We start from the raw sequence: 17,183 nt of genomic DNA on the forward strand, positions 1-17,183 counted from the left end.
ACCCGTGGTGCGGGTGGAGGGACTTGAACCCCCACGCCTTGCGGCGCCAGAACCTAAATCTGGTGCGTCTACCAGTTCCGCCACACCCGCCAATACCCGGCAGGCCGCCGGAAGGGCCGCCCGCTGTTGACGCGCTCTCTAGCAAAGCCAACGCGCGGATGCGAGAGGAAAAGCAGGTGTGAAGGCGCCGAAAATGGCACGACTTCATCCCATTCCTGACACATTCCGCGACGAAGGATTGCGGCAGGTTATAGCGGATAACGCCCATGAAACCGAAAACGACCGCGCGCGTCGGCGGGCAGGTTTCCGCCACGGTCGACGCGCATGCACTCACAGGACTTCCCACCGGGACCACGATCCTGACCGGCGACGGCGCGCTGCCCATCGAGTTTCTCGCGCCCGGTGACCGGATCGTCACCCGCGATGGCGGCATGGCGGTGCTGCGCGGCATCCGAAGCCGCAAGGTCACGGGCCGGGCCGTGCGGGTGCGCGCAGGCACGTTGGGCCACGGGCGGCCGGATACCGACACGCTCCTGCCCGCAGGCCAGCGGATTCTGCTTCGAGACTGGCGCGCCCCGGCGCTGTTCGGCTGCGCGCAGGCGCTGGTTCCCGTCGACCGGCTGGTGGACGGCGAGTTCCTCGTCCGCGAGGAAGATGTCGCGATGACGCTGCATGAGCTTGTCTTCGACGCGCCGCATATCCTCTATGCCGACGGGCTGGAACTTGCCAGTTCGGACGCGCACGCCACCGCAGACTAACAGCCCAGATCGCGCAGGACGCCCGGCAGCGTTTCGGGCAGATCCTCGGCGATCAGACCGGGACCGAACCGGCGCGCGCACTCAACATGCAGCCAGGCCGCGGCCTCGGCCGCCTGCATCGGTGGCATCCTCCGCGCCAACAGCCCGGCGATGAAGCCGGCCAGCACGTCGCCCGCACCCGCCGTGGCCAGCCACGGCGCGGCACGGTCGTAATGGGCGGAGTTGATGCTGCACCGTCCGTCCGGCGCGGCGATCACCGTATCGGGCCCCTTGAAAAGCACCGCGCAGCCCGCGCGCGCGGCGGCCTCCCGCGTCGCATCCACCTTGGAACAGGCAGGCCCCGTGGTGGGTGTGGCGTTCAGCTTCTCGGCAATGTCGGGGAAGAGCCGCGCAAACTCGCCGGCATGTGGGGTGATGACGCAATTCTCGTGCAGAAGCCGAAAAAGCTCCTCTGGCGCCTCCGAGAAGCCTGTCAGCGCGTCCGCGTCCAGCACCACCGCCCGGCCGGTCCTCAGCGCCGCGGGCACCAACTCCCGCGCCCGCTCCATGCCCATCCCGGGTCCGAGGCAGAGCGCGTTGATCCGCGCGTCTCCCAGCACCCCGGCCAGGCCCGCGCCGTCTTCCACCCGCCTGAGCATCAGCGCGGTGATCTGGCTGGCCACCTCCTGCTGCGCGCTGCCCGGCACCCCCAGCGTCACCAGCCCCGCGCCGATCCTCAAGGCGCCGCGTGCCGCCAGCCTTGCCGCGCCGGTCCGCCCCGCGCCGCCCACCAGGATCAGGGCATGGCCGTGGGCGTATTTGTGGGTTTGTGCTGCCTTAGCCAGCAGGCCAACAGAAATGCCCTCAACAAGCCGAACCACATCGCCCGGCGGCACCGCCGGGCAGCCCCCGACCGCCCCCCCGGGCGGGGGCTTCACCCCCACCCGCGGCCGGGGGCCACCCTCAAGTCCGATGCTTTTGACGACGGTTTTGCCGCAACCTCTCGGACCTTCGGCAAGACGATGCCCGATTTTTCCGCTGTGAAATGACACAGTGAAATCTGCATTCACGCTCATCTGGACACTGGTGCAATCATCCGACGGCACCAGTTTCCGACCGCTATCAGCACAAAGGCCAGATGGAACGTCGCAGGCTACAACTTTCCCAAGGCCGAGGGAGGACACTTCATTCAAACACATGACTGCATGCACGAGGGACGGGCCCGAAAGAGGCCGAGTCAGTCCTGTGCCAAACAAAGCATCCACCCAAAGAGCGGCACGACTCAACCCGCCATCAGCGTCAAACAGGTTGCCATCGCTCAGGAGGTCGACCTCCCCCATCTCCAAACACCGCTCGTAATTCACCTTCGCATCCGGCGGCAGTTTCGCGGGATCGCCGTAGAGGAACACCTCCACCTCCCAGCCCCACGCCTTCAACAGCCGCGCCACGACGAACCCGTCGCCGCCGTTGTTACCCGGCCCGCAGAGCACCACTGCCCGGTGCGGCGCCTTGGCCAGGTCCGGCCATTCCTCGAACACCGCCTCGACCACGCTGCGGCCTGCGCGTTCCATCAGTTCGAGCCCGGTCACCGCGCCCGACCCGATGGCCGCCTCTTCAATCGCGCGCATCTGCGCCGCGGTCAGTAATTCGGTCATTTTCGCATACAGCCCCCGAAACGCGCATGTTGCACAATAATTAGGCGGTGTCTCCAGAATCCCCGTGGCGCCCCCGTGGCCGCCAGCCTAGCCGATTGCGCCGCCCCGGCGGAAGTGGTCACACCCGCTCAAACGGAACGCCAAGGGAGTCGGCCATGAAAAAGATCGAGGCGATCATCAAGCCCTTCAAACTCGACGAGGTGAAGGAAGCCTTGCAGGAGGTCGGCATCCAGGGGCTGTCGGTCACCGAGGTCAAGGGCTTCGGCCGCCAGAAAGGCCATACCGAGCTCTATCGCGGCGCCGAATATGTCGTGGACTTCCTGCCGAAGGTGAAGATCGAGGTGGTCCTGGCCGACGACCAGGTCGATGGCGCCGCGCAGGCCATCATCGACGCCGCCTGCACCGACAAGATCGGTGACGGCAAGATCTTCGTCTCCCCCGTGGAACAGGCGATCCGCATCCGCACGGGCGAGACCGGCGAAGACGCGCTTTGAACGAAACCGAAGAACACCACAGGAATCTACCGAGAGAGGATTGGGTCACATGAGCAACGCTGACGTGCTGAAGATGATCAAGGACGAGGATGTCGAATATGTCGACATCCGTTTCACCGACCCGCGGGGCAAGCTCCAGCACGTGACCGTGCTGGCCGACCAGGTCGACGAGGACTTCATGGAAGAGGGCTTCATGTTCGATGGCTCCTCCATCGCCGGCTGGAAGTCGATCGAAGCCTCCGACATGAAACTGATGCCGGCGGCGAAGTCCGCCTATATCGACCCGTTCTACGCCGAGAAGACGCTGGCGATCCACTGCACGGTGGTGGAGCCCGACACCGGCGAGCCCTATGAGCGCGATCCGCGAGGCACCGCCGAGAAGGCCGAGGCCTATCTGAAATCCTCCGGCGTGGGCGACGTGTCCTATTTCGGCCCTGAGGCGGAGTTCTTCCTGTTCGACGACGTGCGGTTCTCCAACTCCATCAACAAGGTGTCCTACGAGGTCGACGCGGTCGATGCCTCCTGGAACACCGATACCGAATACGAGATGGGCAACACCGGTCACCGTCCGGGCGTCAAGGGCGGCTATTTCCCGGTGAATCCGACCGACGCGGCCCAGGACATCCGCTCGGAAATGCTCTCCACCATGAAGCGGATGGGCATGAAGGTGGACAAGCACCACCACGAAGTGGCGAGCTGCCAGCACGAGCTGGGGCTGATCTTCAGCACCCTAACCGACCAGGCCGACCACCTGCAGAAATACAAATACGTGATCCACAACGTGGCGCATGCCTATGGCAAATCGGCCACCTTCATGCCCAAGCCGATCTATGGCGACAACGGCACGGGCATGCATGTCAACATGTCGATCTGGAAGGAGGGCAAGCCGCTCTTCGCTGGCGACAAATACGCCGATCTTAGCCAGGAGGCGCTCTACTTCATCGGCGGCATCCTCAAGCACGCCAAGACGCTCAACGCTTTCACCAACCCGTCGACCAACAGCTACAAGCGGCTGATCCCCGGCTTCGAGGCCCCGGTGCTGCGCGCCTATTCGGCCCGCAACCGCTCGGGCTGCGTGCGCATCCCGTGGACCGAGAGCCCCAAGGCCAAGCGCGTCGAGGCCCGCTTCCCGGACCCGTCGGCGAACCCCTACCTGGCCTTCGCGGCGCTGCTCATGGCCGGCCTCGACGGGATCAAGAACAAGATCGATCCGGGCGAGGCGATGGACAAGAACCTCTACGACCTGCCGCCCGAAGAACTGGAAGGCATCCCGACGGTCTGCTCCTCCCTGCGAGAGGCGCTCGACTCGCTGACCGTCGATCACGAATTCCTGCTGGCCGGGGACGTGTTCACAAAGGATCAGATCCAGGGCTATCTCAACCTGAAATGGGAAGAGGTCTATGCCTATGAGCACACGCCCCACCCGGTCGAGTTCCAGATGTATTACAGCTGCTGACCGACGGCAAATAATCCGAAGCGAAAGGGCCCCCCCCGCGGGGCCCTTTTGACGTTTGGGCTGCCGGCCCGGACCCGGCGCGCGCTGCTCAGTCGGCGGCGCTCTCCAGCCACATCACGTTCCGGTTGGCCACCGCATTGACCGAGGCCTTGCGCGTCCAACTCGCGCTGATCTCTCTGCTTTGCGGTTCGCCCACACGCTGCGCGGCGCCGCGCCAGGCCCTCGACACCAAGGCAATCTTGCGACGCTTGCGGGCCTTTTCCACCAATCTGTCCATCCGGTTCTTCCCTTCACCGACACTCGAAACCATCCGAAACTGTCGCAGGGATTAACCTTCGTGGCAAATTCACGGTGTCTTTGCGGCTCCTTCAGGACACAATCATGGCCAGAATATGGCACTGTCACGCCGGCGCGTGAGTTACTCGCGCATGACGGGAACCGTCCCCGGCATGCCGCGAATCGTCCGGCTTTCCGCACGGACCACCTTGCACCGCAAGTTATGTTATACTATTACGTTTCCTTCATTCCATTTCCAAGGAGACTGCCCATGAAGCCCCGTTCCATCCTGTTTCACGTCGGCGCGCCCGCCCTGCTCGCGTTTATCTACGACGCGCCCCCTGCCGCGGCTCAGGTTTTCGAGCTGATCCACCCGGAGGTGGAGCGCGGCAGTTTCGAGCTCGAGATTCTGAGCGGCGCGCGGCTCGACAGCGTTCCCGCAGGCGACGAGCGCGGCGCGCTTGAGCTTGCGCTGGCCTATGCGCCCACGCAGTTCTGGAAAACCACCATCGCCGTCGAACTGGCCGACCCGCAGGGCGGCGGGCTGGAGGTGGAGGCCGCGGAATGGGAGAACCTCCTCCTCCTGACCGCACCGGAGCATGACGACGACCACGATCACGGCGCCGCGGCGCAAGGCTTCCGGCTGACCGCCGCCGCGCTCTACAGCGTGCTGGAGATCCCGGCCGAAGGCGGGATCAACGACGGCGCCTTCGCGTTCGGCCCGGCGGTTGAGTTCGCGGCCGGACGGGCCACTGTCATCGGCAACCTTCTTGCGGAAATCCCCTTCACGGACGGCGATAACGCGGCCCTGCTCTACGCGCTGGGCCTCTCGGTGCCGGCCGGAGAGACATTCGCCCTGGGCATCGAGGCGCATGGCGAGATCGAGGACGCCTTCGACGGCGGCGAATTCGGCGACGGCGAGCACCTGCTGGGTCCGGCGATCTATGCCGAATACGATATCGGGCGTGGCCGCGAGATCGAGCCCCGGCTGGCTCTGCTGGCCGGTCTGAACGACGAAAGCCCCGATGCCGTACTCTCGCTGAATATCGAAATGGGGTTCTGAACCGCCGCGGGCGGCGCATCAGTCCGCACCGCTCGCGCCTTGATCGGCACATTGCTGTGCAGCACGGCTGTGCGGGCGGTTTCGGCACCGAAAATGGTCCCAAACCGACCTGTACAGGCCGCTTTCCGGAAGGCAAGCAGCCCCGTTCGGCGCCAGCCTGAGGGCACGGGAGGCCCCGCGAAGGCGGCCGGAGTACGTGCGATGAACGAACATTACCGGGACCGCCGCAAGATCGACCCGACCCGCGGGGCCATCACCGGCGACAACACGCCAAACGATGCCGACCGGGTGGAGATCGGCCCGACACGGCTGGCGCTGGCCGAATGGGCCGCAGCGGGGTTGGAGCTTCCCGACCTGCCGGCGATGCGCGCCTGGCGCCACCACCGCCTGACCGGTCACGTCGTCGCACGGGACTATGGCGGCGTGTTGATGTTCGACCCGCTCAACATCCGCTACGCCACCGACAGCACCAACATGCAGCTCTGGAATACCCACAACCCGTTCCGCGCGGTGCTGGTCTGCGCAGACGGCTACATGGTGATCTGGGACTACCGGAACTCGTCCTTCCTGTCGGGCTTCAACCCGCTGGTGCGCGAGGCCCGTTCGGGCGCGGACCTCTTCTATTTCGACCGTGGCGACAAGGCGGACCTGGCCGCACGCGCCTTCGCGGGCGAATTGCGCGCGCTGATCGACGCGCATGGCGGCGGCAATCCGCGGCTGGCAGTGGACAAGATCATGCTGCACGGACTTCGCGCGCTGGAGGCGCAGGGCTTCGAGATCATGGAAGGCGAGGAATTGACCGAGAAGGCCCGCTCGATCAAGGGGTCCGACGAGATCCGCGCCATGCGCTGCGCCTGCCACGCCTGCGAGACCGCGGTCGCCGGGATGGAGCGTTTCGCGCGGGAGGCCGTGCCGCTCGGCCAGAGTTCCGAGAACGACATCTGGGCGGTACTCCATGCCGAAAACATCCGCCGCGGCGGCGAGTGGATCGAGACGAGGCTCCTGACCTCCGGGCCGCGCACCAATCCCTGGTTTCAGGAATGCGGCCCGAGGCTCGTGGGTAACAACGAGATCCTGGCCTTCGATACCGATCTTATCGGCAGCTACGGCATCTGCTGCGACATCAGCCGGACATGGTGGATCGGCGACCACCCCCCGCGCCCGGACATGGTGGACGCGATGCGCCACGCGCATGAGCACATCATGACCAATATGGAGATGCTGGCGCCGGGCGTGTCGATGCGCGAGTTGTCGCTGCGCAGCCACCGGCTCGACGACCGCTACCAGGCACAGAAATACGGCTGCCTGATCCACGGCGTCGGGCTTTGCGATGAATGGCCGCTGATCGCCTATCCCGACCAGATGGTCGAGGGCGCCTTCGATTATGTGCTGGAGCCGGGCATGACGCTCTGCGTGGAGGCGCTGGTGAGCGCGGCCGGCGGCGATTTCTCGATCAAGCTGGAAGACCAGGTGCTGATCACCGAGGACGGCCATGAGAACCTGACGCGCTATCCGTTCGACCCGCGGCTGATGGGCGAAGGCTGAGCCCCGCCGCATCGCCGCCCGCTCCCGCTGTAACAGTGCCTCACCTTAGCGTGTAAGCGCCCCGGCCGCGGTTGCGCATCCCGTGCCCTCTCACCATCCTTGCGGCATTGGGAAAACGGAGCATTGCATGCCCACCGAAAAATTCACCTTCACGGGGCATTCCGGCGAGGCGCTGGCGGCGCGTCTGGACCTGCCCGAAGGCCCTTATCTGGCGACCGCGCTCTTTGCCCATTGCTTCACCTGTTCCAAGGACATACCCGCCGCACGCCGCATCTCGGCGCGGCTGGCGGCGATGGGCATCGCGGTGCTGCGCTTCGACTTCACCGGGCTCGGGCATTCGGGCGGCGAGTTCGAGAACACGACCTTCACCTCCAATGTCGAGGACCTGCGCCTCGCGGCCGAGGCGCTGACCGCCGAGGGCCGCGCGCCCCGCCTGCTGATCGGCCATTCTCTGGGTGGTGCGGCGGCGCTGCGTGCGGCCGGGCAGATCGACAGCGTCCGCGCCGTGGTGACGATCGGCGCACCCTTCGATCCCGAGCATGTGACCCACAATTTCGGCAATGCACTGGATCGGATCGACGCCGACGGCACGGCAGAGGTCGATCTGGGCGGGCGGCCGGTGCGCATCGGGCGCCGCTTCGTGGAGGATGTGCGGGCCGAAAAGCTCGGCCGCTCGATCCGCGATCTGGACCGGGCGCTCCTGGTCCTGCACGGGCCGCGCGACGCGGTGGTGGGCATCGAGAATGCGGCGGAGATTTTCAAGGCCGCGAAACACCCCAAGAGCTTCATCACGCTCGACGACGCCGATCACCTGATCACCCGGCCCGAGGATGCCGAATACGCCGCCGAGGTGATCGCCGCCTGGGCGCGGCGCTATGTCGACCTGCGCGCCCCTGCCCCGCCGCCCGGCGCCCCCGAAGGCGTGCTGCGCATATCGGAGGCCGACCCGGATGGCTTCCTTCAGGACGTGCATATCGGGACCCGTCTGCACGTGCTGGCCGACGAGCCCGAGACCTATGGCGGTTCGGGCCGCGGGCTGACGCCCTATCAGTTCGTCTCGGCCGGGCTCGGCGCCTGCACCTCGATGACGATTCGGATGTATGCCCGGCGCAAGCAATGGCCGCTGGAACATGTGCAGGTCGATGTCAGCCATGACAAGGTCCATGCCCAGGATTGCGAGAACTGCACCAACGGCCAGCGCATCGACCGCTTCACCCGACGCATCCGTCTGGAGGGCGACCTCGCCCCCGATCAGCGCGCGCGCCTGCGCGAGATCGCGGACCGCTGCCCGGTCCACCGCACGCTGGAAAGCGAGGTGGAGATCGACACGGTGATGCTGGACTGACGCGGCAACGGCATGGCGCTCAGGCCGGTTCCTCCGCCGGCAGACGGTCCGCGATGCGGCCGAGATTGCGCAGGAACCGCAGGCTCAGCGTGACGGCGGCCAGCGCCAGCCCGACGACGAGCCCCAACCAAACGCCGACCCCGCCGAGTCCCAGCGCGATCCCCAGCGCCCAGGCCACCGGCAGGCCCACGATCCAGTAGCTGAAGCTCGCCAGCCACATCGGCACGCGGGTATCGCGCACCCCGCGCAAGAGGCCCAGCGCCACCACCTGCCCGCCATCGGCAAGCTGGAAGAGCGCCGCGACGGCAAGAAGCCCGACGCCGATCGCCACGATCTCGGGCGTCTCGGGGTCGCCGGCCTCCAGGAAGAGGCCCATCAGAAACTCCGGCACCGCCAGGAAGAGCGCCACCGTGACCAGCGCGAAGCCCGCCGAGCAGCCGGCCGCCATCGCGGCGGCGCGGCGCAGCCCGGCGATGTCGCGGCGCGCCAGCGCCCGCCCCGCGCGTACCGTGGCGACCTGGCTCAGCCCCATATGGACCATGAAGCTGACCGAGGTCAGCTCGATCGCGATGCCATGCGCGGCCAGCGGCCGGGTGCCGATCCAGCCCATCATCACAGCCGAGGCCGCGAAGAGCCCCGCCTCGGCCAGAGTGGTCAGCCCGATCGGCCAACCCAGGCGGAAGACCCGGCCGAACGCTTCCCAATCCGCGCGCCAGAGCCGGGCGAAGATATGGTGGCCGCGGGTCACCCGCGCATGCGTTACGTAGACCGCCAGTATCAGGAACGGCGCAACCTGCGAGACGATCGCGCCGATGGCCGCGCCGCGAATACCAAGCTCGGGCGCGCCCCAGTTGCCGAAGATGAGCGCGTAGTTCACCAGCGCATTCAGCACTGCCGCGGCGACCGTGGACCACAGCACCATGCGCGCGGCCTCCAGCGCCGAGAGGTAGCTCTTGAGCACCATGACAAGCAGCGCCGGGATCATGCCCCAACCCGCGATGCGCAGATAGTCCTGCGCCATGTCCGCCAGAACCGGCTCCTGTCCGGCGGCGACCAGCAACGGGTCCGACCAGAGCATCGGCACCATCGCGCCCAGTCCGTAGCAGACCGACAGCCACATGCCCATCCGGGTGGCGCGGCGCAGCTCGCGCGTGTCGCCCTCGGCGGCGGCACCGGCCACCATCGGCATCACCGCCCAGGCAAATCCAGAACCCACGAAGAAGAGCACCATGAAGAGCGAGGCGCCCAGAACCACCGCGGCCAGCGCCTCGACCCCGTACCAGCCCAGCATCAACGTGTCGGTCAACTGGATCGCGACCTGCGCCAGATGGCTACCGATCAGCGGCAGGCCGAGTGTCATCGTGGCGCGGAAATGTCCGCCCCAGGACTGGATGCCGGGCGATTGTGCCATCCCCCGCCTTTAGGCAAAGCCGCAGCCGCGGGCAAGCCCGGTCAGAGCGCGCGCAGCACCAGTTGCCCCGCCGCCAGCGCGACCAGCGCGCCCGCGCCGAGTTCCAGCACCGGCATCACCAGGCTCCGGCGTGCGGCCAGCGCGGCAAGGCTGCCCTCCCTCAGGCCCACGGCCAGCCCGGCGACGGCCAATGTTACGCTCGCCGTGCCCAGACCCATCGCGAAAGTGCCAGCAATGCCCGCGGCGGCGATGCCCATCTGCCAGGTGAGAATGAGCAGCAGCAGCGCCCCGGTGCAGGGCCGGATCGCCACCGCGCCGACCAGGAGTACCGCGTCGCGCAGCCCGCCCGCCTGCGCCAGCGCGTCCGGATCGGGCATGTGCGCGTGTCCGCAATCGGCGCATACGCCGCCGTCTGCCAACGCCGCAACTGGGGCCGTGTCGCGCAACCGCCAGAGCCCGCGAAGCCCCCGCAGCACCAGCCAAAGCCCCAGAAGCGCGATCACACCATAGCTCAGCGGCGCCATCACCGTTTCCGTGACGCCGACCATGTGACGCCGGGTCCAGCCAAGCGCCGTGATCCCGGCATAAACCAGCAACACCGCGCTCAGCGCCTGGCCCAGCGAGGCCATCAGCGCGATTGCCGAAAGCCGCGCTATGCCGACCGGGCGGGCCGCGCCGTAGCCGCCGATCAGCAGCTTGCCATGCCCCGGCCCCACCGCATGGAAGAAGCCATAAGCGAAGCAGAGCCCCATCAGCGCCGCCAGCGCGCCCGACTCGCCGGCGCGCAGCGCCCGGATCCCGTCGGCCATCGCATTCTGGAAGACCCGCTGGCCCTCGGCCGCCCAGCGTCCGAGCCCATCGCCCGCCCCCAGCGCCCAGAGCGCCAGCACGCCAAGCGCGGCGACCGCCAGCCCGGTCAGGACGGCGCGGTGCATTCGAGCCTCAGACTGTCGGCAAAGATCGCACCCACGCGCGGATACTCTGCCTCGGCATCCACATTGGCGGGAAGTTGGGCGATTTTCTCGCGCAGCGCGTCCTCGGCGGCGTCGAGATCGGCGGGGATGCGCAGCAGCCGGCAATCGGCGCGCCCCTCCACCCGAAGCGGCAGCGTAATCTCGTAGAATGCGAAATAGCCCGGATCGTAGATGCGCGCCGAAATGCTGTGTGCCGCCGGGTCGATCCGCGTCTCGACCGGCCGCAGATGGGTCGTGACATAGCGCCCGTCGGACCAGGCGGCGGTGTGGCGCATCGGACCGCCCAGCGCCACGGGCTCACCATCGACCAGCACCTCCAGATCGCCGCCGAAATCTGGTGCCTCCCAGTCCACGTCGCGCCCGGCCAGCCGCTCCAGCTCGCCGGGCTCGGGCACCCCGTCATGATCGGCATCCAGACCGTTATCCTCGATCAGCATCAGCGAATAGAAAGCGTCATAGGCCCAGGCCACGCGCAGCGCGGCAACCCGCCCGTCCTCGTCCATCACCAGGGTCAGCCCGGCGTCGATGAAGACATGCGGATGCGCCCGCGCCGGCAGGGCGGTGAGGCAGGTCAACAGAAGCGATACCCAGACGATGCGGATCATGCGCGGGACTATCCCCCGCCCGCGCGCCGCACTCAAGCCCCGTATGCGGGGCCGCGGGCGGATCGGCGCCCCGACGCCGTCCGCGCGGCTCAGGTTCCACCGCGGCGCTGGCCGGGATGCAGCGAGGTGCCCAGAATATGATCTGCGCTGTGGATCACATGGTCGGCACGCCCCACGATCAGCGGATCGGGGCCGGTCACAATGCTCGCATCCTTGCCCGGATAATCGAGCGGGGCCAGGAAATGCTGCATGCAATTGAGCCGCGCGCGTTTCTTGTCGTTCGACTTGATAATCGTCCAGGGCGCGTCCGCGGTGTCGGTATAGAAGAACATCGCCTCCTTGGCCTCGGTATAGTCGCCCCATTTGCCCAGCGACTGCTTGTCGATCGGGCTCAGCTTCCAGCGCTTCAGCGGATCGCTGGCGCGGCTGTCGAAACGGAGTTTCTGTTCCTCCCGCGTGACCGAGAACCAGTATTTGTAGAGCCGGATGCCCGAGCGCACGAGCATCCTCTCCACTTCCGGCGTCTGGCGCATGAATTCCAGGTATTCGTTGGGCGTGCAGAAGCCCATGACCCGCTCGACCCCGGCGCGATTGTACCAGGAGCGGTCGTAGAAGACCATTTCGCCCACGGTAGGCAACTCGCGAATATAGCGCTGGAAGAACCACTGGCCCTTCTCCTCCCATGTCGGCTTGTTGAGCGCGACGACACGCGCGGTCCGCGGGTTGAGATGCTCCATGAAGCGCTTGATCGTGCCGCCCTTGCCGGCGGCGTCCCGGCCCTCGAAGAGCAGCACGAATTTCTGCTCCGTCTCCTGCACCCAAAGTTGCACTTTCAGAAGCTCCGCCTGAAGGAGCGCCTTTTGCGCCTCGTAATCGCTGCGGGTCATCTTTTCGGAATAGGGGTACTTGCCGGTCTCGAAGGCTTCGCGCACCGCATCGGGCGTCACGGTGGGAAAATCCTGAACCTCGGCGGCGGCATTTTCGGCTTTCTCCGTGGCGGTGGCCTTGGCGTGGGATCGTGTCGTTTTGGTCGTCGTCATGCGCTATCCTCCGAAATCCGGACTCCGTCTCCGGTACGCCGCCCGGCGGCGCGGCGCCCTGATCTGCGTCAAGAAACCGCCCATGCGCCACGAGTGTGGCAATCGGGCACCGGGGATGCGCCGGGCCGTGCCGCACAAGATATTGCGCCGCCGCCCCGGCCCTGTTCTAATGGCGCCCAAGCATAACCAAAATCGAGCACATCATGACCGCCCAGGACCTCCTCACCCAAGGCTCGGATGCCAGATATGACGCCTCCTCCATCGAGGTGCTGGAGGGGCTGGAGCCGGTGCGCAAGCGGCCGGGCATGTATATCGGCGGCACCGACGAGCGCGCGCTGCACCACCTGGTCGCCGAGGTTCTCGACAACGCGATGGACGAGGCCGTGGCGGGCCATGCGAGCCGCATCGAGATCGAGCTGCACGAGGATTACGCCGTTACGATCCGCGACAACGGCCGTGGCATCCCCGTCGATCCGCATCCCAAGTTCCCCGGAAAATCTGCACTGGAGGTGATCCTCTGCACGCTCCATTCCGGCGGCAAGTTCTCGGGCAAGGCCTATGCCACCTCGGGCGGGCTGCACGGTGTCGGCGTCAGCGTGGTCAACGCGCTCTCCGACCACATGCGGGTGGAGGTGGCGCGCGACCGCAAGCTCTACGCGCAGGAGTTTTCCCGCGGCATCCCGCAGGGCCCCCTCACCCCCGAAGGCGCTGCCCCCAACCGGCGCGGCACCACGGTCACCTTCCATGCCGATGCCGAGATTTTCGGCAGCCTGCACTTCAAGCCCGCGCGGCTGCTGAAACTGGCGCGCTCCAAGGCCTATCTCTTCTCGGGCGTGGAGATCCGCTGGAAATCGCGCATAGACGACGGCGAGACGCCGACGGAGGCGGTGTTCCACTTCCCCGGCGGGCTGGCCGACTACCTGTCCGAGACGCTGGGCGGCGCCGCGACCTATGCCGCGCGGCCCTTCGCGGGCAAGGTCGGCTTTGCCGAGAAATTCGGCGCCGACACGGCCGGGTCGGTGGAATGGGCGATCAACTGGACACCGTCGCGCGACGGCTTCATCCAGTCCTACTGCAACACCGTGCCCACGCCCGAGGGCGGCACGCATGAGGCCGGGTTCTGGGCCGCGATCCTGAAGGGCATCCGCGCCTATGGCGAGCTGGCGGGCAACCGCAAGGCGCAGCAGATCACCCGCGAGGATATCGTGGCGGGCGGCGCCGCGCTGGTCTCCTGCTTCATCCGCGAGCCCGAATTCGTGGGCCAGACCAAGGACCGGCTGGCCACCACCGCGGCTTCCAAACTGGTCGAGGGCGCGGTGCGCGACCATTTCGACAACTGGCTGGCGGCGGACACGAAATCGGCGGGCGCGATCCTCGACTACCTGGTGCTCAAGGCCGAGGAGCGCCTGCGCCGCCGGCAGGAGAAGGAGACGGCGCGCAAATCCGCCACCAAGCGGCTGCGGCTGCCGGGCAAGCTGGTGGACTGTTCGACCAGCCACCGCGCCGGGACCGAGCTTTTCATCGTCGAGGGCGACAGCGCCGGCGGGTCGGCCAAGATGGCGCGCGACCGCAAGACACAGGCTCTGCTGCCGCTCCGGGGCAAGATCCTGAACGTGCTGGGGGCGGCCAGTTCCAAGCTGGGCTCCAATGCCGAGATCAGCGACCTGACGCAGGCGCTGGGCACCGGGCTGGGCACGAGGTTCAACCTCGACGACCTGCGCTACGACAAGATCATCATCATGACCGACGCGGATGTGGACGGGGCGCATATCGCCGCGCTCCTGATGACCTTCTTCTTCACCCAGATGCGGCCGCTGATCGACGCCGGGCACCTCTACCTGGCCTGCCCGCCGCTCTTCCGCCTGACGCAGGGCGCGCACCGCGTCTATGCGCTCGACGAGGCGGAAAAGGAGCGCCTGCTGGCCACCGGGCTGGGCGGGCGCGGCAAGATCGACGTGAGCCGTTTCAAGGGCCTGGGCGAGATGGACGCCAAGGACCTCAAGGAGACGACGATGGACCCGGCCTCACGCAAGCTGATCCGGGTGACCATCGACGAGGACGAGCCGGGCGAGACCGGCGACCTTGTGGAGCGGCTGATGGGCAAGAAGCCGGAATTGCGGTTCCAGTATATCTCGGAGAACGCGCGGTTCGTGGAGGAGGTGGATGTTTGACGCCTTCAGACGCTTCCAAAATTTCGAAAACCGTTGACGAATTGACCCGACAGCTTACTCCAGCACTTTACGATATCGGCTTCTTTGAAGCCACGGTCGATAATCCACTTGTTGGAAAAAAAATCGGAAATTCCTTTTCCGGTCATGCTCTGGACATCGCAATTCGCGCCGTCGCGATGAAGCTTGTACTATTTGTAACGCGAAGCTGGGAAAGAAACGGTAACAGCATCATAACGTTTCTGAAATTTGCAGGTTCAAGTGGCGAGTATATCGAATCAGAACGCAAATCGAAACACCCTGACTTTCCCGAAAATTTCCTGCAAATTGGCATGGTACAAAGGCGACTTAACGCCCTGCATAGATATCAGAGATGCTTTACGAATCATCCAAGTTTTATCGCCGCCCGAAGGTATCGAACCGAACATTTAGCTCATTTGCTCGATGGCCAGAGTGATATTTCAAAGCGACTAAATAAAGAGGATCTGATTATTGAAGATCTTACATATAAAGATTTACTCAATCTTTCGAACAAAACCGCGGTGATAATTTCTAATGTTCTGCAAATTTGGAAATTTGAGATTCGAAACCCTCAAGACGCAATTAGAATTTCCAGGAAATACACGCTTGATTTCTGGAATTTCCTTCCCTCTCTCTCTGATGCGGAAAAGAAATCATAGCAAACGCAGGGTGAGTACCAACCCACACAGCACGCCAGTTGCACCGGAGACCCGCGCCGGCTAGATCCGCCATGCACCACCCCTCACGCAGCGCCTGACCGCGGGCGGGGGCGCAGCGCCCGCCCATGGGGTGGGTGAGCAGACTTCCCGGAAACACGCCGGTGGCGTGTTTCGCCTGCGAACGGGCGGAGCCCCGGACGGGCGCTGCCGGTGCCGCTGCGCGGCACCGGCGGGGAAAATGGGCAGGGCGCAGTCGCCCCCGGTTCAGGCTTCTGGAAAACCGACCAGGTGCTGCAAACCCCGCCCCTATTCCTGCACGCTCTCCAGGAAGGCCACGATGTCGGCGATGGGGCGGCTCGTCATCACCGGCTGGCCGCCGGCGGTCTTCAGCGACACCTCCTCGTCGCGCTCGAAGAAGCCGCCGAAGATCGGCATCTCGCCGCCATGCGCCAGCAGCGGGTCGCGCCCGTCGATGCGGCTGACCACGCGCCAGACCGGGAATTCGCCGCCATTGCGCGCCTTGAGCCCGGTCAGGTCGGGGGTGGGGATCGCCAGTATCTCGGCCATCGGGCCGGTGCCCCGCGCCTGCGGTCCGTGGCAGGCCACGCAATGCGCGGTGAAGAGTAAGCGGCCCTCCGCCGCGTCCTGCGCCGCGGCGCTGCCCGCCAGCCCCAGCGCAGCGAGGGTCAGTGCAAGGATCGGTCTCATGCTCAGTCCTCCGTCACCTGGATCGTCTGTAGATATTCCGCCAGCGCCACCAGCTTGACCGGCGTCGGCGTCAGCGTCCCGTCGGGCGCGCGCCAGAGCACCTTGCGCCCCTCCAGGAGCGGGCCGAATTCCGGCATCACGCCGCCATGCTGCTGGCGCCGGGTGTAGCCGTCGATCACCGACATCACGCGCGCATCGGGAAAGGTGCCGCCATTGCGGGCCGAGAGCCGCGTCAGGTCCGGCGCGCCGCCGAAGACCAGCCCGGCCACCGTGCCGTCGCCCTGCCCGCCCGCGCCGTGGCAGCCGGTGCAGTTCGCCTGATAGGTGGCGCGCCCGACCTCCGGCGTGGGGCGCGCCGGCGCGCAGGCCACCGCCCCTGCCGATACCGCCATCGCGAACCAGAACCGCCATGTCATCGCTGCACCTCCCGTTTGCGCCGAGCCTGCCACGCGCCCCGCCGCGCCGCATTGATCTGGGTCAGCCCGGCCGCGTGGTGGGTGATGAGAGACTCGAACTCCCTCACCCCCAGCCTTTCACACTGAATCTAAACACAAAATTATGCTCCGCCTTGCGCTCTGTGTACCAACTATATGTACCGGCACCAAGTCCAAATGGATGGGACGTCCCCCTTCTCTGTATAACCCGCTTGAACCACGCGGTAAGCTGCAAGGGTTTATGTCCAGACGGTATCTGTGAACTGTAGCTAGATTTAGCTCACCTCTGGCTCCAGCCCCTGTGGCACGAAGGTTAACTGGTCGGAAAGGTCACTCGGAATCCGTCCGATCCTAACCCCTTCTTCAAGCCTGTCGAAGTCGACTGCTGCCAGCCCCCGTCGAAGCTCGTTCCACATTGACCGAGCCATCAGTCTCAGCTCAGGATTCTGGATTGCTCGGCGAGAGTGACCTGCCCCTTTTTTCAGGGCCACTCGTAAGTCGAGCTTGTTCCCCTTTTGTGTGCCATCATTCGGCGGCATGAGCAATGGGCGCAGGCGCGGAGCCATCAGGTAGCTCAAGCGGCTGCGCCCAT

At 66.0% G+C, this 17,183-nt stretch carries 17 protein-coding genes and 1 tRNA gene; 8 read left to right on the forward strand and 10 right to left on the reverse strand.

The annotated features are described in order from the left end of the window. Positions 1 to 5: 5 nt before the first annotated feature. A tRNA-Leu gene (locus tag DDZ14_RS15625) sits at positions 6 to 90 on the reverse strand. Between the two features lie 176 nt (positions 91 to 266). Here DDZ14_RS15625 and DDZ14_RS15630 point away from each other — a divergent pair. After that, entirely contained in the window at positions 267 to 758 is a 492-nt protein-coding gene (locus DDZ14_RS15630) for a Hint domain-containing protein (protein WP_109425913.1), read from the forward strand. On the opposite strand, the gene DDZ14_RS15635 is transcribed toward DDZ14_RS15630, so the two are convergent. Next, positions 755 to 2,392 (reverse strand): NAD(P)H-hydrate dehydratase, encoded by a 1,638-nt coding sequence (locus tag DDZ14_RS15635; RefSeq protein ID WP_109425914.1) that lies wholly within the window; start codon positions 2,390 to 2,392, stop codon positions 755 to 757. The genes DDZ14_RS15630 and DDZ14_RS15635 overlap by 4 nt on opposite strands. Positions 2,393 to 2,547: 155 nt before the next feature. Here DDZ14_RS15635 and DDZ14_RS15640 point away from each other — a divergent pair, with 155 nt between their 5' ends. Both DDZ14_RS15640 and glnA read left to right on the forward strand, forming a co-directional pair. Further along, a complete protein-coding gene (locus DDZ14_RS15640) occupies positions 2,548 to 2,886 on the forward strand; it encodes a P-II family nitrogen regulator (protein WP_109425915.1) in 339 nt (112 codons plus the stop codon). A gap of 49 nt (positions 2,887 to 2,935) precedes the next feature. Continuing rightward, positions 2,936 to 4,342, forward strand: coding sequence for a type I glutamate--ammonia ligase (glnA, locus tag DDZ14_RS15645; RefSeq protein WP_109425916.1), 1,407 nt, complete (start codon positions 2,936 to 2,938; stop codon positions 4,340 to 4,342). 88 nt (positions 4,343 to 4,430) lie between these two features. On the opposite strand, the gene DDZ14_RS15650 is transcribed toward glnA, so the two are convergent. Then, the gene (locus DDZ14_RS15650) at positions 4,431 to 4,619 is read right to left on the reverse strand and encodes a hypothetical protein (RefSeq protein WP_146193163.1); all 189 of its coding nucleotides are present in this window, start codon (positions 4,617 to 4,619) and stop codon (positions 4,431 to 4,433) included. 270 nt (positions 4,620 to 4,889) lie between these two features. On the opposite strand from DDZ14_RS15650, the gene DDZ14_RS15655 reads away from it, so the two are divergent. From DDZ14_RS15655 to DDZ14_RS15665, 3 genes are all read left to right on the forward strand, one after another. Beyond that, positions 4,890 to 5,681, forward strand: coding sequence for a hypothetical protein (locus tag DDZ14_RS15655; protein ID WP_109425918.1), 792 nt, complete (start codon positions 4,890 to 4,892; stop codon positions 5,679 to 5,681). A 201-nt stretch (positions 5,682 to 5,882) separates the two neighbouring features. Further along, complete coding sequence (gene dddP, locus DDZ14_RS15660) at positions 5,883 to 7,226, forward strand: dimethylsulfonioproprionate lyase DddP (RefSeq protein ID WP_109425919.1); 1,344 nt, start codon at positions 5,883 to 5,885, stop codon at positions 7,224 to 7,226. Positions 7,227 to 7,353: 127 nt separating this feature from the next. Further along, positions 7,354 to 8,571: a bifunctional alpha/beta hydrolase/OsmC family protein gene (locus DDZ14_RS15665; RefSeq protein WP_109425920.1), complete on the forward strand. Its 1,218-nt coding sequence runs from the start codon at positions 7,354 to 7,356 to the stop codon at positions 8,569 to 8,571. A 19-nt stretch (positions 8,572 to 8,590) separates the two neighbouring features. Here DDZ14_RS15665 and DDZ14_RS15670 read toward each other — a convergent pair whose 3' ends face one another. From DDZ14_RS15670 to ppk2, 4 genes are all read right to left on the reverse strand, one after another. Next, positions 8,591 to 9,982, reverse strand: a complete 1,392-nt coding sequence (locus tag DDZ14_RS15670) for an MATE family efflux transporter (protein WP_109425921.1) — start codon at positions 9,980 to 9,982, stop codon at positions 8,591 to 8,593. A 41-nt stretch (positions 9,983 to 10,023) separates the two neighbouring features. After that, positions 10,024 to 10,917 carry a nickel/cobalt transporter gene (locus tag DDZ14_RS15675; RefSeq protein WP_109425922.1) on the reverse strand — a complete coding sequence of 298 codons (894 nt, stop codon included), beginning with the start codon at positions 10,915 to 10,917 and terminating at the stop codon, positions 10,024 to 10,026. Next, positions 10,899 to 11,561: a DUF1007 family protein gene (locus tag DDZ14_RS15680; RefSeq protein WP_109425923.1), complete on the reverse strand. Its 663-nt coding sequence runs from the start codon at positions 11,559 to 11,561 to the stop codon at positions 10,899 to 10,901. Before DDZ14_RS15680 ends, DDZ14_RS15675 begins: the two co-directional genes overlap by 19 nt. An 89-nt stretch (positions 11,562 to 11,650) precedes the next feature. After that, a complete protein-coding gene (gene ppk2, locus DDZ14_RS15685) occupies positions 11,651 to 12,601 on the reverse strand; it encodes a polyphosphate kinase 2 (protein ID WP_109425924.1) in 951 nt (316 codons plus the stop codon). A gap of 203 nt (positions 12,602 to 12,804) precedes the next feature. On the opposite strand from ppk2, the gene parE reads away from it, so the two are divergent. Together parE and DDZ14_RS19460 are read left to right on the forward strand one after the other, a co-directional pair. Then, positions 12,805 to 14,772: a DNA topoisomerase IV subunit B gene (parE, locus tag DDZ14_RS15690; RefSeq protein ID WP_109425925.1), complete on the forward strand. Its 1,968-nt coding sequence runs from the start codon at positions 12,805 to 12,807 to the stop codon at positions 14,770 to 14,772. Beyond that, positions 14,769 to 15,449, forward strand: a complete 681-nt coding sequence (locus tag DDZ14_RS19460; RefSeq protein ID WP_146193164.1) for a hypothetical protein — start codon at positions 14,769 to 14,771, stop codon at positions 15,447 to 15,449. The genes parE and DDZ14_RS19460 overlap by 4 nt, the downstream gene beginning before the upstream one ends. Positions 15,450 to 15,755: 306 nt before the next feature. On the opposite strand, the gene DDZ14_RS15695 is transcribed toward DDZ14_RS19460, so the two are convergent. The 3 genes from DDZ14_RS15695 to DDZ14_RS20015 all read right to left on the reverse strand — a co-directional run. Beyond that, positions 15,756 to 16,157, reverse strand: a complete 402-nt coding sequence (locus DDZ14_RS15695) for a cytochrome c (protein WP_109425926.1) — start codon at positions 16,155 to 16,157, stop codon at positions 15,756 to 15,758. Positions 16,158 to 16,159: 2 nt separating this feature from the next. Continuing rightward, complete coding sequence (locus DDZ14_RS15700; protein ID WP_109425927.1) at positions 16,160 to 16,573, reverse strand: cytochrome c; 414 nt, start codon at positions 16,571 to 16,573, stop codon at positions 16,160 to 16,162. 293 nt (positions 16,574 to 16,866) lie between these two features. Then, on the reverse strand, positions 16,867 to 17,183 hold a 317-nt coding region (locus DDZ14_RS20015), incomplete at its 5' end, for a hypothetical protein (protein ID WP_233252610.1).

Origin of the sequence: Maritimibacter sp. 55A14 (genome assembly GCF_003122205.1) — a bacterium.
Lineage (GTDB): Bacteria > Pseudomonadota > Alphaproteobacteria > Rhodobacterales > Rhodobacteraceae > QEYE01.